Here is a 25,624-nt window from a genome sequence, read left to right on the forward strand (position 1 = left end):
GGGCACGTCGCAGTAATCGTATACAAAAAAGCATCGGAATGTCGGCAAGATTGATCTCGACATTCCGGATGCGGATGCTACCGTTCGGATATCGCATATCTGAAGTGTCTGTTGCGCCCCTTGGGTCATCGCGCTTCGGAGATCTGTTTTATGTCTCCCGAAATCGGTTTCCGCCTTGGGAGAGATGTTCTGGGTGGCTGCATGATTTCCGAAAACTACTCCCGCAATCTGGTGGGCTATGGCCGCAATGTTCCCGATCCGAAATGGCCGGGCGGCGCGCGCATCGCCGTGCAATTCGTCATCAATTACGAGGAGGGCGGCGAGAGCTGCATTCTCGACAATGACAAGGCTTCGGAATCGCTGCTGTCGGAAATCGTCGGCGCCCAGCCCTGGCCCGGCCAGCGCAACCTGAACATGGAATCGATCTATGAATATGGCTCGCGCGCCGGCTTCTGGCGGCTGTGGCGCATGTTCACCGGTCTCGGCGTCACCACCACCGTTTATGGCGTGACCGCCGCCATGGCCCGCAACCCGGAAGCCATCGCGGCGATGAAGGAAGCGGGCTGGGAAATCGCAAGCCACGGTTACCGCTGGCTGGAATATAAGGATTTTTCCGAAGAAGAAGAGCGCAAGCACATAGTCGAAGCTGTGCGTCTGCACACGGAGGTTACCGGCGAGCGTCCTTACGGCATGTATCAGGGCAAGCCTTCGGACAATACGCTGCGCCTTGTCATGGAAGAGGGCGGTTTCCTTTATTCTTCGGACTCCTATGCCGACGATCTGCCCTATTGGGTGAAGGGTGCGAAGGACGAGCCGTTCCTTATCATTCCCTATACGCTCGAAACCAACGATATGCGTTTCGCCACGCCGCAGGGTTTCAATTCCGGCGACCAGTTCTTCACCTATCTGAAGGATGCTTTCGATGTGCTTTATCAGGAAGGCGTCGAGGGCGCGCCGAAGATGATGAGCGTCGGCCTGCATTGCCGCCTTGTCGGCCGTCCCGGCCGCGCGGCGGCACTTCGCCGTTTCATCGAATATGTGCTCGGGCATGAGAAAGTGTGGATCCCGCAGCGCATCGAGATTGCCCGTCACTGGCATGAACATCATAAGCCGGAGGTGCTTTGATGGTGACGCGTGAGGACTTTGTCACCCGTTTCGGCGGCGTGTTCGAACATTCGCCCTTCATCGCCGAACGGGCCTATGATGCTGGCGGAGCCGGCCTGGAACTGACGGCGAAGGCGGTTCACGCCGTGCTTTGTGCGCAGTTTCGCGCTGCTTCCGAGGCGGAAAGGCTCGGCGTGTTGCGGGCGCATCCCGATCTTGCCGGCAAGCTGGCGATTGCGGGCGAGTTGACGGCCGACAGCCGCAACGAACAGGCCGGTGCGGGGCTGGACCGGCTTACTCCGGAAGAGCACGCTCGTTTTACCGCGTTGAACGGCGCCTATACCGAAAAATTCGGCTTTCCCTTCATCATCGCGGTCAAGGGGCTGAACAGGCATGATATTCTAGCTGCCTTCGAGACGCGCATCGGCAACGGTGCAGCCGAAGAATTTGAGACGGCGACGGCGCAGGTGGAGAAGATCGCCTGGCTGCGCCTTTCCGCGATGTTGCCGGAAGGCTGAATTGGCGAGTGGTGGCCGTTCTGCTAGAATCGCGCTGTCTGGAGATGAAGATCATGAGACCTTCCGAGGTGCTGGAAAAGAACAGGGAAGCGATCCGCGAAGCGACGAAACGCTTCAACGCGGCAAACCCGCGCGTGTTCGGCTCCGTCGCCCGTGGCGAGGACCGGCCGGACAGCGATCTCGACATTCTGGTGGATGCGCTGCCGGGTACGACATTGTTCGATCTCGGCGGTTTGCTGGAGGAATTGAAGGCGCTGCTTGGTGTGGAGGTTGACGTCGTCACCTCGGGCGGCCTGCATTCGGATATACGGGCGCGCGTTTTGAAGGAAGCCAAAGCGGTATGAGCACGGATCGGCTTCTGCTCTATCTGAAGGAGATGGATGTTGCCGCCTCCAGAATACGGGATTTCATTCAGGATATGGATGAGGCCGCTTTTTCTTCCGACACGCGGACGCAGATGGCGGTCATGATGGCCCTTGCCCTGATTGGCGAGGCGGTCGCCAAGCTCGACAGGCATTACCCCGCATTTTTACAGCAGCACCCGGAAATTCCCTGGATCAAGATGAAGGGTATGCGCAATCTGATCGTGCATGATTATTTCCGGACGGAGCTCTCGGTCGTCTGGAAAACGATAACGCAGAGCATTCCGGATTTGCAGGCGCGTCTCTCCCTCCTCCGAAACTGGCATGCCCAAGGTGAATGACATTTGACTGATTTTCTCGACATAAAACCTCTCACCAAAGAGGCTTTCGCATCCTTCGGTGATGTGATCGAAACGACACCCTCTTCCATGCGGCATATCAATGGCGGTCAGACCGAGCGGCACCATGCGCTCGCAGCTCCGGAGGCGGCGGGGGAGGGTGCGCGTGTCATCCTCAATATTTTCCGCGGGCAGCCGCGCGCCTTTCCGCATCAAATCGAGATGATGGAACGGCATCCGCTTGGCAGCCAGAGTTTTTCGCCGCTTTCCGGCCGACCCTTCCTCGTGGTCGTCGCCGATGACGACGGCGGCCGGCCCGGCCGGCCGCAGGTGTTTCTGGCGCGGGGCGATCAGGGCGTGAATTACCGCCGCAATGTCTGGCACTATCCGCTTATGCCGTTGCAGGCGGTTTCGGATTTTCTGGTTGCCGACCGTGATGGGCCGGGTAACAATCTGGAAGAGTATTTTTTCGACAAGCCCTATATGATCGCGGAGCCCAAGCCATGACCGGTTTGACCACCCATGTCCTCGATGCCGCCCATGGCACGCCCGCAGAAGGACTGACGATCGAGCTCTACCGGCTCTCCGGCGATCGCCGCGAGAAGCTGAAGACAGTGAAGACCAATAGCGACGGCCGTGTCGATGGCGGGCCTCTGCTCGTCGGCGACAATTTCAGGGCCGGGGAATATGAGCTGGTTTTCCATGCCGGCGATTATCTGCGCGGCAAGGGTGTTGTACTGCCGGAGCCGGCCTTTCTCGATATTATCCCGATCCGCTTCGGCATTGCCGATGAGAGCGGCCATTACCATGTGCCGCTTCTGCTTTCGCCTTATAGCTATTCCACCTATCGAGGAAGCTGATTGCCATGATCTTTGCCGCCATTGCCGATATTCATGGAAACTGCGCCGCGCTTGAAGCCGTGCTGGAGGATATCGCGAGGCTTGGCATCAAGGACATCGTCAATCTCGGCGATTGTTTCAGCGGCCCGCTGGAAGCGGGGTTTACCGGCGATGTGCTTGTTGGCAACTGGATACCCAGCATTCGCGGCAATCATGACCGGGAACTGATCGACCGCGCGCCGGAGGAGATGGGGAGCTGGGAGAGGCCGGCGCATGCGCAGCTGAGCGCCGCCCATCTGGACTGGCTGCAAACCCTGCCATTCAGCATGGTGTTCAAGGATGTCGCTTATTGCTGCCACGGCTCGCCGCGTGACGATCTGGAATATTGGCTGGAAACGCTGTCACCGGAAGGCGTTCTGAAATTGCGGCCGCTGGCCGAAATCGAAGCCATGGCGGAAGGCATCACGCAGCCGCTGATGCTGTGTGGCCACACCCATATTCCCCGTACCGTGCAGCTTTCCGACGGCCGGCTGATCGTCAATCCCGGCAGCGTCGGCTGCCCCGGCTGGAAGGACGACACGCCGTTCGACCATCACGTCGAGGCGGGTCATCCGCTTGCCACCTATGCTGTGCTGGAAGAGACCGGGCGCGGCTGGCAGGTCTATTTCCGCAACATCCGTTACGACAATATGGCCATGGCCGAGATGGCGAAGGTCAACGGCATGCCGCATCTCTCCGAAGCCTTGGCCGGCGGTTGGCTCAAGCGCTGATCCTCACCCCTCGCTGGTCATCACCACGCAGGAATAAGATTGCGCCTTCAGTTCCTTGCAGGCTGAAACCGCCGAAGACTGGTCTTCGAAGCCGGTGAAACGGGCGCGGTAGAGGGTTGCCGATCCGCTTTGCACGGCTTCTGTGTAGGGAGCGATCCCGGCATAATTTCCGGCGATGTTGGAGCGGGCATTGGCGAGCAGCGAGCGGGCGGCGGCTTCGCTGTCGGTGGCGGCGATCTGCACTTCCCAGCGGCTTCTCTGACCGGCGGAGACGGCAGTGGGACCCGGCCGCGGGATGGCCGAAACCTGCATCATGTCGGCCATCTGGTTATTCGCCGTGGCGATCTGCATAGCGACGGGATCCTGGCGGCGCTCGGCGAACATCGGCAATGGTACAGATGCGGGGGGTAGGGAGGCGGTGGGCGCGGCTGCGGGCGTCACAGCAAAGGTGCGGCTGACATTGGCGCTGGCGACGAGCTGTTCGGTGTTGCGGCTTCTCGATGCCTGCGGCACGGCCTTGTCCAGAAGGGCGGCCATCTGCGCATCGCGGCTGCGCGCGGTCTTGCCGCCCAGCACGACGCCGACGACGCGGCGACCATTGTGATTGACGGCGCTGACGAGGTTGAAACCGGAAGCATTGGTATAGCCGGTCTTGATGCCGTCCATGCCCTGATAGCGATACATCAGATTGTTATGACCGCGAATGCGTTTTCCCCGGAAGCTGAAGGATTCCATGGCGAAGAGGCCGTATTCCTTGGGAAAGTCGCGCTGCAGCGCCAGGCCGAGCTTCGCCATATCACGCGCTGTCGTCACCTGCGATTTGCTGGGCAGGCCGGAGGCGTTGCGGAACACCGTTTTCGTCATGCCGAGCTGGCGGGCCTTGCGGGTCATCATTTCGGCGAACCTTGCCTCGGAGCCGCCGAGATGATCGCCCATGCCTTCCGCCATGTCGTTGGCGGATTTGACGATCATGCCGTAGACGGCCTCGCGCACGGTGAAGGTCTGCCCCTGGCGCACATAAAGCTTCGAGGGGATAACGGCTGCGCCGTTCTTGGACATCTTTATCTTCTGGTCCCAGCGAAGCCGGCCGGAATGCAGCGCCTCGAAGGTCATGTAGAGCGTCATCATCTTGGTGAGCGAAGCGGGGTGGTTCAGCACATCGGCATTGCGGGCGGCCAGAACCTTGCCGGTATTGGCGTCCATGATGAAATGGGCGTAACCGGCCTGCGCAGGCGATGCCTGCAATGAGAGGATCGCGCAAAAGAAGGCGAGTGCGAAGACCCATGCGCCCGCCATTCCCCGTTTGATCGTTCCCGACATAATCCACCCCTTTTGTTCGTCCGCCGCGATGAGCGAAGTTTTACTGACACTTTCCGGCAACAAAACCGCTAAAACTTTAGAGATCGCTTTCATGCTTAATTAAGTATGAATTTCAAGCCGGCCGTAGCCCCCGCAATTTCCTTGCAAAGAAACCAACCATCCGGTATGTTCGCCACCATGAAAAATGCACATGAGCGGAAAAAGCAGCCTGAAATCGTTCGCCGCAATCTTCTCGATTGCGCGGCGAAACTCGCTGCCGAGCAGGGTGTTGCAGCACTTTCCGTACAGGCGGTGGCGGATGCCGCGGGGGTGACGAAGGGCGGGTTGTTTCATCATTTTCCCTCCAAGCAGGCGCTGCTGGAAGCGGTGATGACTGACCTTCTGGCGGCTCTGGACGCTGAGATCGACGACCTCGTCTCACAGGATTGTGAAGATTTTGGGAGCTTCACAAGGGCCTATGTGAACGCGGTTTTCTCGGATCGGGGCAGGGATTCGGGCAGGCAATGGGCAGCGATCTCGGTTTCCATGGTCGGTGAACCGTCGCTTCGGCGCATGTGGAACAGCTGGATTGAGGGACGTCTTGCCCGTCATAAAGAAACGGATGACGGGGTGGTACTGGAGATGGTGCGGCTTGCGGCTGACGGCATCTGGTTTGCCGATCTACTGGCCGACGATGGCAAAGCGGGTGGCGACAGGGCGGCTCTGAGGGCCCGGATGATCGCCCAGACGAAAAAGGAAGTGGAACGATGAACGCGGCTGTTTTGACCTATGGGGCGCTTGTCGCGGCCATCGTCTGTGAGGTCATCGCCACTTCCTTTCTGCAGCAGTCGCAGCAGTTCACCAGGCTGTTGCCAACGGTGCTGATGGCGCTGTTTTACGGCGCGGCCTTTTATCTGCTGTCGTTCACGCTGCGGGCGCTGCCGGTCGGCGTGGCCTATGCAATATGGAGCGGGCTCGGCATCGTGCTGATTTCCGGCATCGGCTATTTCGTGTTCCGCCAGGCGCTGGATATCGCCGCCGTTGTCGGCCTCGGGTTTATCGTGACGGGGGTGGTGATCGTGAACGTGTTTTCGAAGACGGTGGGGCATTGAGGGGCTGGGTGGTCTAGCGCGAAGGCGATACCGACCGCCGTCATCCCGGCCTTGAGCCGGGATCCAGCGCGATCAAGTCTTTGATCGCGAGAGACTCTTTCGCGGCGCAGACGCGCCGCGGCTGGATGCCGGATCTAGTCCGGCATGACGGTAGAGAGGTCTGCGAGCTCTCGTTGCCATGCCGGAAGTTCTGCCCTTCTGATATCACGCCAGAATGCTGCGATCCACATCCGTAATCAGCCTTTTGCCGCAAAGCGCCATGCTGATATCCATCTCCTTGCGGATGATCTCCAGCGCCGTCGTCACACCCTGTTTGCCATCGGCACCGAGACCATAGAGGAAGGGGCGGCCGATATAGGTGCCTTTGGCGCCGAGCGCCACGGCCTTCAGCACGTCTTGACCGGAGCGGATGCCGCCATCCATATGCACCTCGACCTTGTCACCAACTGCATCGACGATCTTCGGCAGCATGGCGATGGAGGAGTGCGCACCGTCGAGCTGGCGGCCGCCATGGTTGGAGACGATGATGGCGTCGGCGCCGGTATCGAGCGAGGCGCGGGCATCTTCCTCATCAAGGATGCCCTTGAGGATAAGCTTGCCGCCCCAGCGTTCCTTGATCCATTCGACATCCTTCCACGACAGGCGCGGATCGAACTGCTCCGCCGTCCAGGAGGAGAGCGATGACAGGTCGGAGACGTTTTTGGCGTGGCCGACGATATTGCCGAAGCTGCGGCGCTTGGTGCGGGCCATGTCCATGCACCATTTCGGCCGGGTCGCCATCTGCCAGATATGTTTCGGGGTGAATTTCGGCGGTGCGGAGAGGCCGTTGCGCAAATCCTTGTGGCGCTGGCCGAGAATTTGCAGGTCGAGTGTCAGCACCAGTGCGGAGCAGCCGGCGGCCTTGGCGCGGTCGATGAGATTGTTGACGAAATCCCGGTCCTTCATCACGTAAAGCTGGAACCAGAAGGGTTTTGAGGTGACGGAGGCGACATCCTCGATGGAGCAGATGCTCATGGTGGAAAGCGTGAAGGGCACGCCGAATTCTTCCGCCGCTTTTGCGGCCAGCATCTCGCCATCGGCGTGCTGCATGCCCGTCAGTCCGGTGGGGGAGAGGGCTACCGGCATCGAAACCTTCTCGCCGACCATTTCTGTGGCAAGCGACCGATCGGTCATATCCACCAGCACGCGCTGGCGCAGCTTTATCTTGGAAAAATCATCCTCATTGGCGCGGTAGGTGCCTTCCGTCCATGCGCCGCTATCGGCGTAGTCGAAAAACATTTTTGGCACACGGCGCTGAGCCTGTTGCTTCAGGTCCGCTATGGTCAGGATTTTGCCCATGGATAAAGCCTTCACATTTGAATGATGGCTTCACATAACATGAATGGGATGGCTGCGACATTAAAATCGACGGGGTCCATCACCAGAAAGCCCGCAAAAACAGCTCGGCTCCCAATAAAAGCAGGCAGATGAGGAACCAGCGCCGGAATGTGGCCGGGCTGACGATGTTACGGATTTTCTGGCCGAGCCACATCCCGAGAAGCGCGGGCATCACGGCGAGTGCGGAAAGCGACAGGTGCTCAACGCGGAAGGCGTTCTGAGAGGCAAGGCCGGCGGCAAGCGCAATGGTCGAAACGGTGAAGGAAAGGCCGAGCGCCTGAACGAGATCGTCGCGGTTGAAACCGAGCGACTGTATATAGGGCACGGCGGGGACGACGAAAATTCCGGTGCCGCCGGTCAGTAGGCCGGTTGTCAGCCCTATGGCCGGTGAGAGTTTGAGTTCCAATCGTGGGGGCACAGAAAGGGGTTTGGCGAAGAGGCTGTAGGCCGCATAAGCCGCGAGGCACAAGCCAAGCGCCGATGTGGTCCAGATACCGGTGCCTGCCGTCATCAGCCGGATGCCGATGAGGGTGCCGGCGGCGATGGCGATCATCATCGGCCATAGCCGCGCGATGATGGCCCTGAAATCCGGCCCGGCCAGCAACTGCCAGATATTGGTGACGAAGGAGGGCAGGATCAGCAGCCCTGCGGCAAGGACGGGCGGCATGAACAGGCCGAGCACGCCCATGGCGACGGTGGGCAGCCCCATGCCGGTCACGCCCTTGACGATGCCCGCGACGGTGAAGGTGGCAAAAACCATCAGCATGGTGGTTATGTCCACATCCGGCACGGCGCGCACTCCAGAGGTCATTCGCATTTCGGCCGGGATGGCGTCAGCTTGTCATTAGAAGCGAGCGGGTGCGGCCACGGTTTCTTCCCCCGCCGGGGAGAAGAAAGACGCGGCACCCGCTCGATTCAATATGTGATTGTGTAAAGGAGTTTGTGGCTAAGTGCTTCGGCCCCAACCGAACTATGCCAGCACGCTCTTCATTGCCCTGCCGGCCACATAGGTCTCAACCACCGTGCGGTCGTCGCCCATGGTCAGCATCAGGAAGAGTTCTTCCGTCAGGCTGTTCACTACTTCCATCTTCAGCGCCATGGCGGGTGTCGAGGAAGCGTTCAGCACGGTGATGTCTGCGTCCGTGCCGGCCTCCAGCGTGCCGATGCGGTCGACCATCGAGAGGGCCTCGGCATTGCCGCGGGTCATCAGGTACCAGCTTTCCAGCGGGTTGAGGCGTTCGCCCAGCAATTGCTGGATTTTGTAGGCCTCGTCCATGGTACGCAGCATGGAATAGCTCGATCCGCCGCCGATGTCGGTCGCAACCGCGATGCGAACAGGCTTTTCGCGCCGCTGCAGCTTTTTCATCGGGAAGAGGCCGGAGCCGATGAAGAGGTTCGAGGTGGGGCAATGCACTGCCACCGCGCCGGTTTCCGACAGCACATCTGCCTCGCGGTCAGAGAGGTGGATGGCGTGGCCGAGCAGGGTCTTTTTGCCCATCAGGCCATAACGCACATAGATATCGGTATAGTCGGTCGCTTCGGGGTAAAGCTCGCAGGTATATTTGATCTCGTCCAGATTTTCGGACAGATGCGTCTGGATGAAGAGATCGGGAAATTCCTGCGCCAGCGCCTGTGCAGCTTCCATCTGCTTCGGTGTGGAGGTGATGGCAAAGCGCGGGGTGATGGCGACGTGGTTGCGGCCCTTGCCGTGCCAGTCGGCGATGACCTGGCGCGTCTCGTCATAGGAGGTTTCCGGCGTGTCCAGCAGGCCCTGCGGGGCGTTGCGGTCCATCATCACCTTGCCGCCCACCATCAGCATGTTGCGCTTCATGGCCTCAGTGAAGAAGGCGTCGGCGGAGGTCTTGTGCACGGAGCAATAGGCGGCGGCCGTGGTGGTGCCGTGGCGCAGAAGCTCGTCGTAAAAATGCGTGGCGATGCGCTGGGCATGGGCGCTTTCGACGAAACGGCACTCTTCCGGGAAGGTATAGGTGTTCAGCCATTCCAGCAGATTGGCGGCGTAGGAGCCGATGACCTGCATCTGCGGGAAATGCAGGTGCATGTCGATGAGGCCCGGCACGATGAGATGCGGCCGGTGATCCTTTTCCTCGATGTCTTCGGGCGCTTGTCTGCGGATTGCGGCGTATTCGCCGATGGCGGCGATCCGGCCGTCTTCGATCAGCAGGCCACCGTCTTCTATATAGAGATAGCTTTGCGTATCGTCGATAGTGAGCGGCGCGCGGCGGAAGCTCAGCAGGCGGCCACGCAGCAGAACCATGCTCATTCAGTCTTTCCTTCGGCTTTTCCAGCCCCGGAAACCGCGCTTTCGTACCAGGCGGTCAGCAGCTTGCGCTCATCCGGGGTGATGGCGGTGATGTTGCCGGGAGGCATGGCATGGCTGCGGCCGGCTTGCAAATAGATTTCGCGGGCATGGGCGGCGATCTGTTCGTCGGTTTCGAGCTTCACGGATTTCGGTGTAAAGGGCACGCCTTCCCAGACAGGCTCGGCCGCATGGCACATGGAACAGCGGCCCTGAACCACATCGCGCGCCTTGGCGAAATGGGCGTCGGCGACGAATTGCTGCTGCATCGGCGAAAGCGTCGCTGCCTTCTGTTCTTCTTCGCCGGTCAGCACCTTCGGCACGGTGGAAAGCCACATGATGACGATGAAGATCAGCGCGGTCAGCAGCCAGGTCCATGTGGGTTTTCCCTTACGGGCATGGGTGGTGTTGAACCAGTGGCGGATGGTGACGCCCATCAGGAAGACCAGTGCGGCGATGATCCAGTTAAACTGCGTGGCAAAGGCCAGCGGATAATGGTTCGACAGCATGAAGAAGATGACGGGCAGCGTCAGGTAGTTGTTGTGCAGCGAGCGCTGCTTTGCGATGCGACCGTATTTCGGGTCCGGCGTGCGCCCGGCGATCAGGTCCGCCACGACGATCTTCTGGTTGGGGATGATGATGAAAAACACATTCGCCGACATGATGGTGGCGGTGAAGGCACCGAGATGCAGGAAGGCGGCGCGGCCGGTGAAGACCTGCGTATAACCCCATGCCATCGCCACCAGCGCGACGTAGAGCACGATCATCAGGCCCCAGGTATTGTTGCCGAGCGGCGATTTGCAGAGGAAATCGTAAAACAGCCAGCCGATGGCAAGCGAGGCGAGCGACAGACAGATGGCCTGGAACTGCGTAAGCGCCAGCACCGAATGGTCGATGAGGAAGAGATCGGCGCCGCCATAATAAACGATGCAGAGCATGGCGAAGCCGGACAGCCAGGTGACATAGCTTTCCCATTTGAACCATGTCAGGTGCTCGGGCATCTGGGCAGGCGCGACCAGATATTTCTGGATGTGGTAAAAGCCGCCGCCATGCACCTGCCATTCCTCGCCATAGGCCCCCGGCGGCAGATGCGGCCGTTTGACCAGCCCGAGATCGAGCGCGATGAAATAAAAGGATGAGCCGATCCAGGCGATGGCGGTGATGACGTGGAGCCAGCGGACGGCAAAGGCCATCCATTCCCACGCAATGGCATATTCGTACATGCGGTTCCCCTGATCCTTGTGCAGCGCACCTTGCGAGAAATTTGACCTTTAGGAAAGGGAAAAGCAGAGGGCAGGCGGTGATTGTTCACAATCTGACGCCTATGTGTCCGCAATTTCTATTGAGTTCGCCCGTGTAGGTGGGTTGGCCCGGTAAAGTTGCAGCCGCTCATTCTTGTCGCATAGTTTGTGCTTAGCTGGCTAACGCGACTCAGCTATTATCCTTCGTGCAGTCTGCCGATGTGCTAAAATATAAGGCTGCGGAGTCCTGCGGGGCGCCTTGCCGGAAATCCATTCCGGTTTTACGCCGATGCGCAGGGCTTCCATGATATGTTTCGCTGGCGGTTCTTCCGAAAGCGGGCGCTGCGAACCCTGGGTGGGGGCAGATCAGGGGCAGGTATCGCAGTTCCCGGTGCCGTTGTGTCCGGGTGGGTGTTGATGTGAAATTTGAATAAAGGGACGCAATGATCTTCCGGCAGCCGCCGTTGTTTCAACGGAGACCATGCCGATGCGCCTTGTTCTGACGGTCCTCTTCTTATCTCTGGCGTTCAGCGCCACCGCGCTTGCCCATGAATCCCACAAGGGGTTCAAATATGAAAGCTATTGCTGCAATGGCGACGCCCAAACCGGCGACTGCCAGATGATTCCCACGCGCAGTGTTCGTGTTACGCCTGACGGTTACGAGGTCTCGCTCGCACCCGGCGATCACCGCATGGTCACCCGACGCCATGTCTTCAACTGGTCGCAGCGCGAGGCAAGACGATCCGAGGACGGCGAATATCATCTCTGTCTGTTTCCGGATGAGGACACGCCGCGCTGTTTTTATGCGCCGGACATGGGGTTTTGAGGCAGTTGCTGCGGCCGGCTTTCCTCGATCCGCTTCAATATCCAGTCGCGGAACAGCCTGATCTTGCGAATGTTCCGGCGGTTTTCGGGGTAGACCAGCCAATAGTTCTTTCCTTCGCTGCTGAGGTGCTCGAAGGGTTGATACAGGCGGCCGAGCGCAATCTCATCGGCATAGAGTTCAGGGGTGAGCATGGCCACCCCCTGGCTGGCAATTGCGGCGGCGGCTTCGAAGGCCTGCACATTGAGGCGGCTGCGGGGATAACGATCAAGGCCGGGATTTTCAACACCCACTTCCCGAAACCATTGGCTCCACCAGATATCGCCGGGATCGATGATGCGCAGGCGCAGCAGGTCTTCCGGCTTGTGCAATCCGCCGATGCTTTCGGCAAGGCCCGGATGCAGCATCGGCGTATAAACGCCGCGCAGCAGTTGATGGTAGATCAGCCCTTTGCCGCTATCTTTGCTCCAGCGAATGGCGACATCGCAATCCGACTGGGAAAAATCGATCAATGCGCTTGATGTGTCGAGCCGCACGGCAATCGAGGGATGTTCGAGCTGGAAAGCGCCCAGATGCCGCGAAAGCCAGCGTGAGGCGAAGGTGGCGGTGGAATGGATTGTCAGGGTCGCATCGGATGTGTCACGCACATTGTCGACGGCCTCCCGCAGATTGTTGAAGGCTTCCGCGACTTTCGGCGCAAGTTTCTGCCCGGCCTCCGTCAGCGAGACCTGCCGCGCCTTTCTGATGAAGAGCGGCTCGCCGATATTCTCCTCCAGCAGTTTCACCTGATAGCTCACTGCCGTCTGGGTCATGCCCAGCTCTTCGCCGGCCTTGGTGAAGCTCAGATGCCTTGCGGCAGCTTCGAACACCCGCAGGGCGTTCAGGGGAAACTGGCGGGACATTTTCATGGATAAGTTCTCTTTATACCAATTGCCGAAGGTTTCATTGGTTTTTCTCCGGAAAACAGAGCATTTTTAGCTCAATTCATCAACTGAGCTTCTGACATTTTTGAATGGAGACGAACATGCGCACAGCACTCTTGCGCGCGTGGTCCCGCCTGCGTGCGGGTCTGCGGACAGCGGAACGGTTTACACTTGAAAGCCTTCAACCCGACAATCTGGCGGATGAAAGCCTGCCGGATGGGCTCAGGCGTGATCTTGGCCTTGAGGATGGCCGTGTCGATTTTCGCTGCGACGGATTGCGGCAGCGGAAAATGCTTGCAGCAACTCGGCTGCCACAAGGGCCGCTATGATCGCAGGCCGCTTGTCCCTGACGCTGTTGCCGCCGATGGGCAGGATGAGCTTTGCAAGGCGGGATATGGGCTCTCCCTCCCGCTCCAGCCAATGGGCGAAGGTGGCGCGTTTGGTCTTCGAACCAATCATGCCGACATAAGCGAGATCGTCGCGGGCAAGCGCTTCCTTCGCAATCAGGAAATCGAGCGCGTGATCGTGGGTGACGATGATGGCCGCGCCGTTTGCCGGGATTTTCGCGACGAGCGCCTCCGGCATGGGGGTCAGCACGGATGCGATGTTCACTGGAAGATCGTGCAGTTCGTTTTCCCGCGTTTCCACCACTGTCAGCGTCAGGGGCAGCAGCGACAGCGCCTCGGCCAGCGCCTTGCCGACATGGCCCGCCCCGAAAATGAAGACGGCCGGCTGCTGCTCGGCCTCGCCCTTCACCCTCGCTTCCAGCGCTGCCGCAATTTCCGAAGTTATCAGCCGGAACCGGAGCAGGGTGCGGCCGCCGCAGCACTGGCCGATTTCTGGGCCAAGTGGAATATCCATGCGGTCTTCGGTAGAACCGCTCCGCAGCATCGCCCGGGCGTGGTCTATCGCCATATATTCAAACTGCCCGCCGCCGATGGTTTCCCACAGGCCGCCTTGCGAGACCAGCATGAAGGTTCCGGCCTCACGCGGGGAGGACCCTTTCACGGCCTCGATTTCCACGAGGATCGTGGCGGGGGAGCGGGTGAGGAAAGAGGGCAGGGAGGTGTCAGGCATTGACGCTGGCCCCCTCATCCGGCCCTTCGGGCCACCTTCTCCCCGGCGGGGAGAAGAAATCTGCCGCGCCGTCACGGCAATTCAAAAGTGTTGCGGTCGTAGTGCGGAGCTTGCGGGAACTTTCTTCTCCCCGCCGGGGAGAAGGTGGCCCGAAGGGCCGGATGAGGGGGCTTGGCCGCATGGATACTCCCCCTCACACCTTCTTCAGCCGTTCCACCGCCATCAGAACCCGCTCGGGCGTTGCCGGTGCATCGAGGCGCGGGCAGACCTTGTAATCGGCGACGGAGGCGACGGCCATGGAGAGGGCTTCGAGAACAGAGATCGCCAGCATGAAGGGCGGTTCGCCCACGGCCTTGGAACGGCCAATGGTGGGTTCGGCATTTTCCGCCCATTCCGCCAGCTTGACGTTAAAGCTCTTCGGCCGGTCGGAGGCGAGCGGGATCTTGTAGGTGGAGGGCGCATGGGTGCGCAGCCGCCCCTTGCCATCCCACCATAATTCCTCGGTCGTCAGCCAGCCCATGCCCTGCACGAAGGCGCCCTCGATCTGGCCGATATCGATTGCGGGGTTCAGCGACTTGCCGACATCGTGGAGGATATCGGTGCGCTCCATCATATATTCGCCGGTGAGCGTATCGATCGACACTTCCGAGCAGGCCGCGCCATAGGCGAAATAATAAAACGGCGTGCCGCGGCCGGCGGCGCGGTCCCAGTGGATTTTCGGCGTCTTGTAAAAACCGGCGGCGGAAAGCTGCACGCGGGCGAAATAGGCCTTTTTGATGAAATCGTTGAAGGCGATTTCCTCAAGACCGATGCGCACCCGGTTCGGCAGGAAGACGACTTCCTCTTCGGGCACATTCCAGTTCTCGGCGGCGAATTTGACCAGCCGCTCGCGGATCTGGCGGGCGGCGTCATAGGCCGCCATACCGTTGAGGTCGGTGCCGGAGGAGGCGGCGGTGGCCGACGTGTTCGGCACCTTGCCCGTTGTCGTGGCTGTGATCTTCACCCGGCCGATATCCACCTGGAAGGCATCCGCCACCACCTGCGCCACCTTGGTATAAAGGCCCTGGCCCATTTCGGTGCCGCCATGGTTCAGGTGGATGGAGCCGTCATTATAGATATGCACCAGAGCGCCGGCCTGATTGAAGGCGGTCATGGTGAAGGAGATGCCGAATTTGACTGGCGTCAGCGCAATGCCCTTGCGGATGATCGGGCTCGTTTTGTTGAACTCGATGATCGCCTCGCGTCGCGCGCGATAGTCGCTGGAGGTTTCCAGCTCTTCGACGATGCGGGCGATGATGTTGTCCTCAACCTCCTGATGATAGGGCGTCGTGGTGCGGCCCGAGCCGGTCTCGCCGTAGAAATTCAGCTTGCGGATATCGAGCGGGTCCTTGCCCACCGCATAGGCGATTTCCTCGATGAAGCGTTCCGCGCCCAGCATGCCCTGAGGGCCGCCGAAACCGCGAAAGGCGGTGTTGGAAACCGTGTGGGTTTTCAGCGGCCGCGAGGTGAGGTGCACATGCGGATAGAAATAGCTGGAATCCGCATGGAACAGCGCGCGGTCCGTCACCGGGCCGGACAGATCGGAGGAAAAACCGCAGCGGGCGGCATAGGTGGCGTCGACGGCGTGGATGCGGCCTTCGTCATCGAAGCCCAACTCGTAATCGACGCGGAAATCGTGGCGCTTGCCGGTGGCGCTCATATCCTCGTCGCGGTCGGGGCGGATTTTAACGGCCCGGTTCAGCTTCTTGGCGGCGATGGCGCAGAGGGCGGCGAACTGGTTGCCCTGCGTTTCCTTGCCGCCGAAACCGCCGCCCATGCGGCGCACCTGCACCGTGACGGCGTTGGACGGGACCTGAAGCATATGGCTGACGATGTGCTGGATTTCGCTCGGATGCTGGGTGGAGCTCCACAGCGTTACCTCGTCATCTTCGCCCGGCACGGCCATGGCGATGTGGCTTTCGAGATAAAAATGCTCCTGCCCGCCGATCCGCATCGTGCCGGTGAGGCGACGGGGTGCGACATCCATTTCGATCTTGGCATCGCCGCGCTTCAGCGTCATCGGATCGATGACCAGCGCGCCGCCATTTTCAATCGCCGTGTCGATATCGGTGAAATGCGGCAGGTCCTTATAGGTGATCTTCGCCTTGCGGGCCGCCTTTCTGGCGATATCGCGGGTTTCGGCGAAAACCGCGAAGATCGGCTGGCCGTGGAATTCCACCTTGGTTTCGGCAAGCAGCGGCTCGTCGTGACGGCCGCCGGAAGAAATGTCGTTTTCGCCGGGCACGTCCTTGGCAACCATGACCCAGAGCACGCCGGGTGTTTTTTCCACTTCCGAGAGGTCCATCGAGACGATTTCGGCATGTGCCCGGTCGGAAAGGCCAAGCGCGCCGTGGATCAGTCCGGCGGGTTCGGGAATATCGTCGATATATTCGGCGCTGCCCGTCACATGCTTATGGGCGGAATCGTGCCGGAGCGAAGCGTGCATCGGGCCGTCGATTTCGGTCTTGGTCTTGTCGAAGCTTGTGGTGTCCATGGTTCAAGCTCCTTCTTGGTGAATTACGGCATATGACAGCGATAATAGTCCCTCATTCCTGTGCTTGTCACAGGAATCCAGCCAGCCCAAGTCTTTGGGCTTAAAAGAGTCTTTCGCCGCGCAGACGCGCGTCGGCTGGATTCCTGTGACAAGCACAGGAATGAGGGAGGGTGCGGGTGTCGCCATCGCCATCATCACGCCTCCTCCAGCGAGAAACGGCTGAGTTCCTGCTTTTGCCCCGAAGTCTCGAGGAAAAACCGCGTCAGCAGGTTTTTAGCCGTCAGTTGCCGATATTCGGCAGTCGCCCGCCAGTCGGTCAGCGGGGTGAAATCCTCGTCCAGCACATCGCGCGCCGCATCGATGGTTTCCTGCGACCACGCCTTGCCGAGAAGCGCCGCCTCCAGATGCGCGGCGCGTTTCGGCGTGCGGGCCATGCCGCCGAAGGCGATGCGGATGTCTTCTACCGCGCCATCGGCATCGAGCGTCAGGTTGAAGGCGCCGCAGAGCGCGGAAATATCCTCGTCGCGCCGCTTGGAAATCTTGTAGACGGCGTAGAGGCTTTCCGGCTTCCGGAACGGGATGAAGAGCTTTTCGACGAATTCGCCGCTCAGCCGGTCCTGTTTACCATACTCGATGAAATAGCTTTCCAGCGGCAGGCTGCGGTTGCCGGAGGAGGATCGCAAGGTCAGCGTCGCCCCGAGCGCGATCAGCGCCGGCGGCGTGTCGCCGATGGGCGAACCGTTGGCGATATTGCCGCCGATGGTGCCCATATTGCGCACCTGCTCGCCGCCGAGGCGGTCGAACAGCCGGGCAAGCGGCGGGAAGTGTTCCGCAACGGTCTTGAAGGCCTGGCTATAGGTGACGCCGGCGCCGAGTGTTACGCCGTCCTCATCTACGGTGATGGTTTGCAGATCCCCGAGATTGTTGATGAAGATGACCGGGTTCAGCGCCCGCATCTGCTTCGTCACCCACAGGCCGACATCGGTGGAGCCGGCAACGATGGTCGCCTTCGGTTCAGCGGCGTAAATCTCGGTCAGTTCGGCCAGTGTCGCCGGAATGATGGTGCGGTCCTCGCCGTGGGTGACGGTGATCGTCTCATTGGCGCGGATTGCCCAGAGCCTTGCCATGATATCCGTGCGGTCGCGTTGCAGCGGGTCGAAGAGGGCGCTCGGGCGCGCAGCGGCGATTTTTTCGGCGGCGCGGACGATCGGCTCATAGCCCGTGCATCGACAGAGATTGCCTTGCAGCGCCTTTTCGATGTCGGCGCGGCCGGGGTTTTCACTGGCAAGCCACAGGCCGTAAAGCGACATGATGAAGCCCGGCGTGCAGAAACCGCATTGCGAGCCGTGGAAATCCACCATCGCCTGCTGCACGGGGTGCAGCGTGCCATCGCGGGCGGCCAGATGCTCGACCGTCACGATATGGGTGCCGTGCAGCGAACCTAAAAAGCGGATGCAGGCATTGACGCTTTCATAACGCAGCGAACCGTCCAGCAGCCGCCCGACCAGCACCGTGCAGGCGCCACAGTCGCCTTCGGCGCAGCCTTCCTTGGTCCCGGTCAACCGCTTGCTGATGCGGAGATAATCGAGAAGCGTGTCTGTCGGTCCGAAATCCTTCAGCGAGATGGTTTCGCTGTTGAGGATGAAGCTGATCGCGTCGTTCATGCAATGCCCTGCTTTTTTGACCGGCTGCCGAGCCGATTTCTTGTCATTGTCCCTGCGCATCATATGCACGCCCGCAGGCGTATATCGATTTCCGTTTTGGCAATTCATTGTTTCCAAAACGGAAAGAAAGTTCGGCAATTATTGCGCCGTCCAGCCGCCATCCACGGAAATATGGGTGCCGGTGATGTTGCTTGCGGCGTCGCTTGCCAGAAACAGCGCAGCGGCGGCCACGTCATCGACGGTGACGAACTGCTTGGTTGCCTGCAGTTCCAGCATCACGTCGTTCTTCACCGCCTCTTCGCTGATGCCGCGCACCTTCGCCATTTCCGGTATCTGCTTTTCGACGAGCGGTGTGAGCACATAACCCGGACAGATGGCGTTGACGGTAACCCCGGTTTGCGCAAGCTCGAGCGCCGCCGTCTTCGTCAGGCCCATGATGCCGTGCTTGGCCGCCACATAGGCCGATTTGAACGGCGAGGCGACGAGACCGTGGGCGGATGCGATGTTGATGATACGGCCTTTTCCGGCCTTCTTCATCAGCGGTATCGCAGCGCGCATGGTATGGAAGGAACTGGTCAGATTGATGGCGATGATCCAGTCCCATTTTTCCGGCGGAAACTCCTCGATGGGCGCAATATGCTGGATGCCGGCATTGTTGACGAGCACATCCACCGAGCCGAGTTTTTCGTGCGAGGATTGAATGAGATCGGCGATCTCGTCCGGTTTCGTCATATCTGCGGGGTGATAGAGCACGCGCCCGCCGCTTTCCGCTTCCAGCAAAAGGCGCAGTTTTTCGATCTCGTCCTCATCGCCGAAACCGTTCAGTACAATATTGGCGCCCTCCCGCGCAAATCGCTGCGCAATCGCAAGGCCGATACCGCTTGTAGAGCCCGTCACGATAACTGTCCGATGCATGCTTTCCCCTTTTTGCATTACTTCGCACATGTTTAAGCAAGGTATGCCCAAAGGGGGCGGGCTGGCAATCGCCATTTGGCACCATTTAAGGGGAGCTCGGTAGCGCGGTGAAACAGGCCGCGCCCATCCATTTTTTCGAAGCTAAGCATCCAGATTCTGCATTTGCCTGCGGGAGCTTCCGTCCCTATCTCTGAGGCAAGCAAACAGAGGTATCATCTATGGAACTCGGTCTTTACACATTCGCGGATGTCAATCCCAACCCCGCCGATGGCCGTGGGCCGGAAGGCGCGCGTCGGCTGCGGGAACTCATCGAAGAGATCGAGCTTGCCGATCAGGTCGGGCTCGATGTCTTTGGCCTCGGGGAGCATCACCGTCCGGATTATGTCGTCTCCTCGCCCTCCACCGTTCTCGCGGCGGCGGCGGTGAAGACGAAGAATATTCGCCTGACGAGCGCCGTTTCGGTGCTGAGTTCGGACGATCCGGTGCGGGTGTTCCAGCAGTTTTCGACCGTCGATCTCCTGTCGAACGGCCGCGCCGAAATCATGGCCGGGCGCGGTTCCTTCATCGAATCCTACCCTCTGTTCGGTTACGATCTTGAGGATTACGACGTGCTCTTCGCCGAAAAGCTCGATCTGCTTTTGGCGCTGCGGGAGCAGGAAATCGTCACCTGGTCCGGCACCAAGCATCCTGCCATTAACGGGCGCGGCGTTTATCCGCGGCCGCTGCAGGAGCGTCTGCCGGTGTGGATCGCCGTCGGTGGCACGCCGCAATCGGTGGCGCGGGCAGGCGCCATGGGTCTGCCGGTGGCGCTTGCCATCATCGGTGGCGAATATCGCCGCTTTGCGCCGCTGTTCGATCTCTATCATGAGGCTGCGCGCCGCGCCGGGCAGGAAAAGACCAAGTTGCGCACCAGCATCAATGTGCACGGCTTCATTGCCGACACCACCGACAAGGCGGCGGACCAGTTTTACGGACCGCAGGCGGAGGTGATGAACCGCATCGGCCGCGAGCGCGGCTGGGGGCCGACGAACCGCGCGCATTTCGACGCCGCGCGCGGGCCGGAGGGCAATCTCTTCCTTGGCGAGCCGGAGCTGGTGGCGGAAAAGATCATCAAGGCGCATGGCGTTTTCAGGAATGACCGCTTCCTGCTGCAGATGGCCATCGGCCTGATGCCGCACGATCAGATCATGCGCGGCATCGAGCTTTATGGTACGAAAGTCGCCCCGATCGTCAGAAAAGAATTGACGGGGAGCGCCGATCCGGTGAAAGCCACGGCCTGATGATTGCCAAGGCGGGCGTTTTGAGACCCGCCATACAGAACGACGGACAGAGACATGGTCATTTCCACCGAAGAAGAACTGGTTCTGCTGAAGGACATCGGCCGTTTGTGCGCCGTCGCGATGCAGACCATGGCGGACGCGCTGGAACCCGGCATCACCACGGCCGAGCTGGATGCCATCGGCCGCAAGGTGCTGGAGGATAATGGTGCGCAATCGGCGCCGGAATTCTGCTACAAGTTTCCCGGCGCGACCTGCATCAGCGTCAACGAGGAAGTGGCCCACGGCATTCCGGGACCGCGCATCATCAAGGCGGGCGATCTCGTCAATATCGATGTCTCGGCGGTGAAGAACGGCTTTTTCGGCGATACCGGCTCGTCTTTCGCCGTGCCGCCGGTGAAGAAGGACATCGAGCGGCTGTGCCGCGATGGCAAACGCGCCATGTGGACGGGCCTGCAGCAGGTGAAAACCGGCCGGCCTTTCGCCGACATCGGCAATGCCATCGGCGCCTTTGCCAAGAAGAACCGCTATACGCTGATCACCAATCTCGCCAGCCACGGCATCGGCCGCTCGCTGCACGAGGAGCCGAAGGAACTGGCGACCTGGCCGGACAAGGACGAGCGGCGCATCATGCAGGAAGGCATGGTGTTTACCGTTGAGCCGTTTCTCTCGACCGGCGCCTATTGGGCCGAGGACGGCGATGACGATCCATGGACGCTCTATAGCGATCCGAGCGCGCCGACGGTGCAGTATGAGCATACCGTGGTTGCGACGAAGAACGGGCCGCTGGTGCTGACGCTCGCTGAGTGACAGCTACACCTGCCTCCGTCACCCTCACTTTTAAGATCGGAGCGAGCGCGTGCCGCTTATTTCTTCTCCCCGAGGGGGAGAAGTCCGCGGCAGCGGGATGAGGGGGCGCCCTCGCCGGATTTCGGAGAGCTTGCCCCCTCATCCGACCCGTCGGGCCACCTTCTCCCCGGCGGGGAGAAGAAATACGCGGCATCCGCGGAACGCACCGACGCTCACCGCGTGACCGATAACGACCGCTTATAACGCCGATCAAAATAACTCGCTTGTCCCTTATCCGCGCCGTTGCGATAAGCCGTGCATGAGCATCGACAAGCCACTTTCCGCCAGACATCTGACCGCACTTGGATTTTCCGGGGCGCTGATGATGGCCTCCGCCATGGGTTTCGGCCGCTTTTCCTTCACCCCCATTCTGCCCGGCATGATGGCGGATGTTCCGCTTTCGGCGGGGGATGCGGGGATCGTGGCGGCGGGTAACTTCGCCGGTTATCTGGCCGGGGCGGTTCTGGCGGCCTATTCATGGGGTTCGGGGCGGGAGCGGTTGGTGGCGCTTTGCGGCCTGTTTGCCACCGGGGCATTGTTGCTTGCCATGGCGGCTTTCAACTCCGTCGCGGCCTTTACCGTCATCCGGTTTCTGGCCGGTGTCGCCAGCGCGCTCACCATGATCTTCACCTCGCAGATCGTTATCGGCCATGCCGTCAAGGCGGGCAGGGACAGCGTTCAGGCGCTGCATTATGGCGGCGTCGGTGCGGGCATCGCGATTTCCTCGCTTGCGGTCTATCTGATCGGCGTCGTTTTTGACGGCGGCGGCTCCTCATGGCGCGAGGAGTGGATCGCAGGCGCTGTCTTTTCCTTCATCACATTCATTCTCGTCTGGCGGGTGCTGCCCGCAGGCCCGCCGCGACATGCATCCTCGGTGGCGGAGCCACCGCTCAACTGGACGCGGCCGCTCTTCCTGACAACGCTGGCCTATGGGCTTTTCGGTTTCGGTTACGTCATAACCGCCACCTTCATCGTGGCGATTGCCCGCATGGCCGCTGCCGGCGCCTTCGTGGAGTTTCTGGCCTGGTTCATCACCGGCTGCGCCGCCGCCATTTCGCTTTTCCTCTGGAAACCGGTGTTGAAATCGCAGGGGCTGAAACGCGCCTTCGTCATCGTTCTTGCCGTCGAAGCCGTCGGTGTTTTCGCTTCCGTCATGCTGCCGCCGGTGCCGGGTGTTCTCGCCGGAGGCCTGCTTCTCGGGCTGACCTTCATGGTCATCACCGCCTATGGCCTGCAGCTCGGCCGGGAATTTGCCGGGCCGAGCCCGCGTCGCGCCTTTGCGTTGATGACGGCCGCTTTCGGCACGGGTCAGATTGTCGGGCCGCTTGCTGCCGGCTGGATTGCCGAAGTGACAGGAAGTTTCACCGCGCCCAGCATTCTCGCTTCCGCCGTGCTCGTCGTCAGCATTCTGCTGATGCTGCCGGTGCTCGCCACGGAGCGGCGGCGCTAGGCCGCTGGCTGTCTTTTCCTGCCTTTCATCCGGTGTTTCCGGTGGCCATCGTCCGCCATCTGCGCCTTACATCTTGTTAAGGTCGTCGCTTCTCCGTTGCTGTGCACAAATTTCTGCCCTAGGTTCGGGCCATCTAGTGCTTCGCCAATAATGGCTGATTTCAAACGCGCGTGAGTTCGAAACGTGTTTCATTCCTTCTTTCCCAAACCGAAAATGTTCTTCACGTCGGCCATTGTCTGGGCTTTTTTCGCCATTCTCGGATGGTACTTCATCGTTGAAGGGTTAGGTCGGTCTTGGGGCTACGTCATGCCTGAACAGGAACCCTACGATCTCAGCTACTTCCTGGTGCCGGCCAACCTGTTCTTTTACGCCTATCTCGCCTTGTGTCTGGCGGCGTTCGGTGGGGTATGGACCGTTATCGCCAAGGATCACCCCTGGAAGTACTGGTCCATCTGGGGATCGCTGCTGATTATCGCGGTGACCTATTTCGGCGTTCAGATTTCGGTCGTTATCAATAATTTCCGCCGGCCTTTCGGTGACCTTCTGCAAAATGCGCTTTCGAAACAGCCGGGCATTGAGGTCTGGGATTTCTATAGTCTCCAGATCGTATTCGCCAAGATCGCCTTTCTCAGCATGGCCGTTTCGATCCTGACGGATTTCTTCACCAGCCATTACATCTTCCGCTGGCGAACCGCGATGAACGACTTCTACATGTCCAAATGGGAAAAGCTGCGTCACATCGAGGGCGCTTCCCAGCGCGTTCAGGAAGATACAATGCGGTTCTCCTCGACGCTCGAAGGGTTGGGCATCACGCTCATCAACTCGGTGATGACGCTCGTCGTCTTCCTGCCGATCCTGTTTGCGCTGTCGTCCTATGTTTCTGAACTGCCGATCTTGGGCGAAGTGCCGCATGCGCTGTTCTGGCTGGCGATTGTCTGGTCGGTGTTCGGCACGGTGCTTCTGGCGACGGTCGGCATCAAGCTGCCCGGCCTGAACTTCCGCAACCAGCGTGTGGAAGCCGCCTATCGTAAGGAACTGGTCTATGGCGAGGACCACGCCGACCGCGCCCAGCCGCCGACAGTCAAGGAACTCTACTCCAATGTGCGGAAGAATTATTTCCGTATGTATTGGCACTATCTCTATTTCAACGTCGCACGGTATTTCTACATTCAGGCCGATGCGGTGTTCCTGCTTCTGATGCTCGTTCCGACCATCGTGGCGGGCAAGATCACCTACGGTATCTACCAGCAGATCGCCACGGCCTTCGGTCAGGTCAGCAATTCGTTCCAGTATCTGGTCAATTCCTGGACAACGATCATCGAGCTGCTGTCCATCCATAAACGTCTTGTGGCCTTCGAGGCCGCGATCGACGACAAGCCCCTGCCGGATATCGACGAGCGCTATCTTCAGCGCGAAGCGGAAGCTGGAGAGCTGGCGGCCAACAAGCCTTGAAAAAAGGCGGTCGATTGGCCGCCTTCAGGTCTTGAGCACGCCCTACGAAGACGATGTGTTTGGTGAACTGCCTCATTCGCACCCGTCACCCCGGACTAGATCCGGGGTCCAGCGCGATCAAGTCCTTGATCGCAAAAGACTCTTCTCACGGCGCAGACGCGCCGTAGCTCGATGCCGGGTCATCCTCGGGCTTGTTCCGGGGACCGGCATGACGGAGGAGGGGTGTTCGACCTTTGTCACGAACAGGAGAGTATGAGGAAGTTCACCCCTCGGTCTTTTGTTTCTTCCGCGCCTCGATCATCGGCATCGCCTCGGCATAGCTCACGCAGGCGACATCCTGCTTGCCGCAGACCTCGCGCAGCAGCCGTTCATAGGCGTTCCAATAGGCGCCGCCATTCATCTTCACGAAGTGGAAGCCCATCTGTAGCGGAATGCGCTCGCCATTATATTGCCTGTCGAATGCATTGCGGAAGGCCGTGTAGGCGCGCTCCTCGAATTCCTTCGAACGATCCGGCGTCTCGACGCCGATGGAGTGGCGGATGAAGAGATTGTAGTCCATGGCGATGATCGGGCGGTTGCCCGGGCCTTCCGGAATGAGCGGCAGGCCGAAATGCTCTATGCCGTCGCGCTCCACCGGCCATTCCGGTCCTTTGGTGATGCTGGTGGCGTCATAAACGAAACGGTGCTTTTTCTGCGCTTCGGTCAGCGCCGGCCCCTGCGAGAGATAGGGCGCGCGGAAACCATTGATCTTTTTCACCATCTCGCGCCAGCCTTCGGGTTCCTCGCCCTTTTTGCCGATCATCTGCCAGGCGTTTTCCAGCGTGCTGGTGAAGGTGGTGAATTCGCCGTCCCATTGCTCAGTGGTCCATTGCCCGCCATCGAAATGGCCGCAGGTGTGGTTGCCGATTTCGTGGCCTTCGCGATAAGCGGCCCAGATGTTTCTGAGCCTTGCCTCCACCTCTTCCGGCGACTGGCCGAAACCGACATTGGAACGTCCGGACTTCTGGCCAGGTCCCTGATAGGTCTTGGCGCTGGTTTTCCTGTCCATCACCAGCGTGCAGGCAAGGAAATAGGTAAAATGCGCGCCGACTTGCTTGCCCGTCGCCCGGCTTCTTTCCCACAGCGTATTGTCGCCCGCACCGTCGAAGGACACGATGACGAGCTGCTTCGGCTTCTCAGCCTCTTGCGCAAAAGCGGGAAGGGCGGCGAGAAGCGACAGGGAAAAGGCGGCAAATGGGCGAAACATCAGTTATCCGTCATATGAAACACCGTGGCCTTTTGCGGGTGGAATAAGGCGAAGCTTTGAATAGTCTGGCGTTTTCATGACTTTCGGCCTAATTCCTGTTGCAGCTTGCGGTGATAGGGCCGCTTCGTTCCACCCGGG

At 60.1% G+C, this 25,624-nt stretch carries 25 protein-coding genes; 14 read left to right on the top strand and 11 right to left on the bottom strand.

Going from position 1 to position 25,624, the window contains the following annotated elements:
* Positions 1–201 precede the first annotated feature (201 nt).
* The 7 genes from puuE to BTE54_RS05565 are packed head-to-tail and all read left to right on the top strand — an operon-like array spanning position 202 to position 3,931.
* Positions 202–1,125 carry an allantoinase PuuE gene (puuE, locus tag BTE54_RS05535; protein ID WP_078051936.1) on the top strand — a complete coding sequence of 308 codons (924 nt, stop codon included), beginning with the start codon at positions 202–204 and terminating at the stop codon, positions 1,123–1,125.
* Positions 1,125–1,622: a 2-oxo-4-hydroxy-4-carboxy-5-ureidoimidazoline decarboxylase gene (gene uraD / locus BTE54_RS05540; RefSeq protein ID WP_078051728.1), complete on the top strand. Its 498-nt coding sequence runs from the start codon at positions 1,125–1,127 to the stop codon at positions 1,620–1,622. Before puuE ends, uraD begins: the two co-directional genes overlap by 1 nt.
* Before the next feature lie 53 nt (positions 1,623–1,675).
* The gene (locus BTE54_RS05545) at positions 1,676–1,966 is read left to right on the top strand and encodes a nucleotidyltransferase family protein (RefSeq protein WP_035220685.1); all 291 of its coding nucleotides are present in this window, start codon (positions 1,676–1,678) and stop codon (positions 1,964–1,966) included.
* Positions 1,963–2,325 carry a DUF86 domain-containing protein gene (locus BTE54_RS05550; protein WP_078051729.1) on the top strand — a complete coding sequence of 121 codons (363 nt, stop codon included), beginning with the start codon at positions 1,963–1,965 and terminating at the stop codon, positions 2,323–2,325. Before BTE54_RS05545 ends, BTE54_RS05550 begins: the two co-directional genes overlap by 4 nt.
* A 3-nt stretch (positions 2,326–2,328) precedes the next feature.
* Positions 2,329–2,829, top strand: coding sequence for an ureidoglycolate lyase (locus BTE54_RS05555; RefSeq protein WP_078051730.1), 501 nt, complete (start codon positions 2,329–2,331; stop codon positions 2,827–2,829).
* The gene (gene uraH / locus BTE54_RS05560; protein ID WP_078051731.1) at positions 2,826–3,182 is read left to right on the top strand and encodes a hydroxyisourate hydrolase; all 357 of its coding nucleotides are present in this window, start codon (positions 2,826–2,828) and stop codon (positions 3,180–3,182) included. The genes BTE54_RS05555 and uraH overlap by 4 nt, the downstream gene beginning before the upstream one ends.
* Positions 3,183–3,187: 5 nt before the next feature.
* Positions 3,188–3,931 (top strand): metallophosphoesterase family protein, encoded by a 744-nt coding sequence (locus tag BTE54_RS05565; protein WP_078051732.1) that lies wholly within the window; start codon positions 3,188–3,190, stop codon positions 3,929–3,931.
* A 3-nt stretch (positions 3,932–3,934) separates the two neighbouring features.
* Here BTE54_RS05565 and BTE54_RS05570 read toward each other — a convergent pair whose 3' ends face one another.
* Positions 3,935–5,227, bottom strand: a complete 1,293-nt coding sequence (locus BTE54_RS05570) for a D-alanyl-D-alanine carboxypeptidase (RefSeq protein ID WP_185740886.1) — start codon at positions 5,225–5,227, stop codon at positions 3,935–3,937.
* Between the two features lie 189 nt (positions 5,228–5,416).
* On the opposite strand from BTE54_RS05570, the gene BTE54_RS05575 reads away from it, so the two are divergent.
* A complete protein-coding gene (locus BTE54_RS05575; RefSeq protein ID WP_078051734.1) occupies positions 5,417–6,001 on the top strand; it encodes a TetR/AcrR family transcriptional regulator in 585 nt (194 codons plus the stop codon).
* Complete coding sequence (locus BTE54_RS05580; RefSeq protein ID WP_065655045.1) at positions 5,998–6,342, top strand: multidrug efflux SMR transporter; 345 nt, start codon at positions 5,998–6,000, stop codon at positions 6,340–6,342. Before BTE54_RS05575 ends, BTE54_RS05580 begins: the two co-directional genes overlap by 4 nt.
* Before the next feature lie 204 nt (positions 6,343–6,546).
* Here the strand turns inward: BTE54_RS05580 and BTE54_RS05585 are convergent, their stop codons facing one another.
* From BTE54_RS05585 to puuD, 4 genes are all read right to left on the bottom strand, one after another.
* Positions 6,547–7,680, bottom strand: a complete 1,134-nt coding sequence (locus tag BTE54_RS05585) for an alpha-hydroxy acid oxidase (protein ID WP_185740880.1) — start codon at positions 7,678–7,680, stop codon at positions 6,547–6,549.
* Positions 7,681–7,759: 79 nt separating this feature from the next.
* The gene (locus BTE54_RS05590; protein WP_078051937.1) at positions 7,760–8,479 is read right to left on the bottom strand and encodes a sulfite exporter TauE/SafE family protein; all 720 of its coding nucleotides are present in this window, start codon (positions 8,477–8,479) and stop codon (positions 7,760–7,762) included.
* Between the two features lie 210 nt (positions 8,480–8,689).
* On the bottom strand, positions 8,690–10,000 hold the full coding sequence (gene guaD / locus BTE54_RS05595) for a guanine deaminase (protein WP_078051736.1): 1,311 nt from the start codon (positions 9,998–10,000) through the stop codon (positions 8,690–8,692).
* On the bottom strand, positions 9,997–11,259 hold the full coding sequence (gene puuD / locus BTE54_RS05600; RefSeq protein WP_078051737.1) for a urate hydroxylase PuuD: 1,263 nt from the start codon (positions 11,257–11,259) through the stop codon (positions 9,997–9,999). The genes guaD and puuD overlap by 4 nt, the downstream gene beginning before the upstream one ends.
* Positions 11,260–11,764: 505 nt before the next feature.
* Here puuD and BTE54_RS05605 point away from each other — a divergent pair.
* Positions 11,765–12,103 carry a hypothetical protein gene (locus BTE54_RS05605; protein ID WP_174039553.1) on the top strand — a complete coding sequence of 113 codons (339 nt, stop codon included), beginning with the start codon at positions 11,765–11,767 and terminating at the stop codon, positions 12,101–12,103.
* On the opposite strand, the gene BTE54_RS05610 is transcribed toward BTE54_RS05605, so the two are convergent.
* The 5 genes from BTE54_RS05610 to BTE54_RS05635 all read right to left on the bottom strand — a co-directional run bounded on the left by BTE54_RS05610 (position 12,079) and on the right by BTE54_RS05635 (position 19,212).
* Entirely contained in the window at positions 12,079–13,008 is a 930-nt protein-coding gene (locus tag BTE54_RS05610; RefSeq protein WP_065655650.1) for a LysR substrate-binding domain-containing protein, read from the bottom strand. The two genes, BTE54_RS05605 and BTE54_RS05610, sit on opposite strands and share 25 nt — an antisense overlap.
* 237 nt (positions 13,009–13,245) lie before the next feature.
* Positions 13,246–14,100, bottom strand: a complete 855-nt coding sequence (xdhC, locus tag BTE54_RS05615; protein ID WP_198939082.1) for a xanthine dehydrogenase accessory protein XdhC — start codon at positions 14,098–14,100, stop codon at positions 13,246–13,248.
* A 193-nt stretch (positions 14,101–14,293) separates the two neighbouring features.
* A complete protein-coding gene (gene xdhB, locus BTE54_RS05620; protein WP_198939083.1) occupies positions 14,294–16,633 on the bottom strand; it encodes a xanthine dehydrogenase molybdopterin binding subunit in 2,340 nt (779 codons plus the stop codon).
* Between the two features lie 194 nt (positions 16,634–16,827).
* Complete coding sequence (gene xdhA, locus BTE54_RS05630) at positions 16,828–18,297, bottom strand: xanthine dehydrogenase small subunit (RefSeq protein WP_078051939.1); 1,470 nt, start codon at positions 18,295–18,297, stop codon at positions 16,828–16,830.
* Positions 18,298–18,435: 138 nt separating this feature from the next.
* On the bottom strand, positions 18,436–19,212 hold the full coding sequence (locus tag BTE54_RS05635) for a 3-hydroxybutyrate dehydrogenase (RefSeq protein WP_003524233.1): 777 nt from the start codon (positions 19,210–19,212) through the stop codon (positions 18,436–18,438).
* A gap of 218 nt (positions 19,213–19,430) precedes the next feature.
* On the opposite strand from BTE54_RS05635, the gene BTE54_RS05645 reads away from it, so the two are divergent.
* The 4 genes from BTE54_RS05645 (at position 19,431) to sbmA (ending at position 24,240) form a co-directional block, all read left to right on the top strand.
* On the top strand, positions 19,431–20,492 hold the full coding sequence (locus tag BTE54_RS05645; RefSeq protein ID WP_003524232.1) for an LLM class flavin-dependent oxidoreductase: 1,062 nt from the start codon (positions 19,431–19,433) through the stop codon (positions 20,490–20,492).
* A gap of 54 nt (positions 20,493–20,546) precedes the next feature.
* Positions 20,547–21,299, top strand: a complete 753-nt coding sequence (gene map, locus BTE54_RS05650; protein WP_065655656.1) for a type I methionyl aminopeptidase — start codon at positions 20,547–20,549, stop codon at positions 21,297–21,299.
* A gap of 298 nt (positions 21,300–21,597) precedes the next feature.
* Positions 21,598–22,788 (top strand): MFS transporter, encoded by a 1,191-nt coding sequence (locus BTE54_RS05655; RefSeq protein ID WP_078051741.1) that lies wholly within the window; start codon positions 21,598–21,600, stop codon positions 22,786–22,788.
* A gap of 183 nt (positions 22,789–22,971) precedes the next feature.
* Entirely contained in the window at positions 22,972–24,240 is a 1,269-nt protein-coding gene (gene sbmA, locus BTE54_RS05660; protein WP_078051744.1) for a peptide antibiotic transporter SbmA, read from the top strand.
* 262 nt (positions 24,241–24,502) lie between these two features.
* On the opposite strand, the gene BTE54_RS05665 is transcribed toward sbmA, so the two are convergent.
* Entirely contained in the window at positions 24,503–25,486 is a 984-nt protein-coding gene (locus BTE54_RS05665; protein ID WP_078051745.1) for a polysaccharide deacetylase, read from the bottom strand.
* Positions 25,487–25,624 lie beyond the last annotated feature (138 nt).

Source organism: Agrobacterium sp. YIC 4121, from assembly GCF_002008205.1.
Classification (GTDB): Bacteria; Pseudomonadota; Alphaproteobacteria; order Rhizobiales; family Rhizobiaceae; genus Agrobacterium; species Agrobacterium leguminum.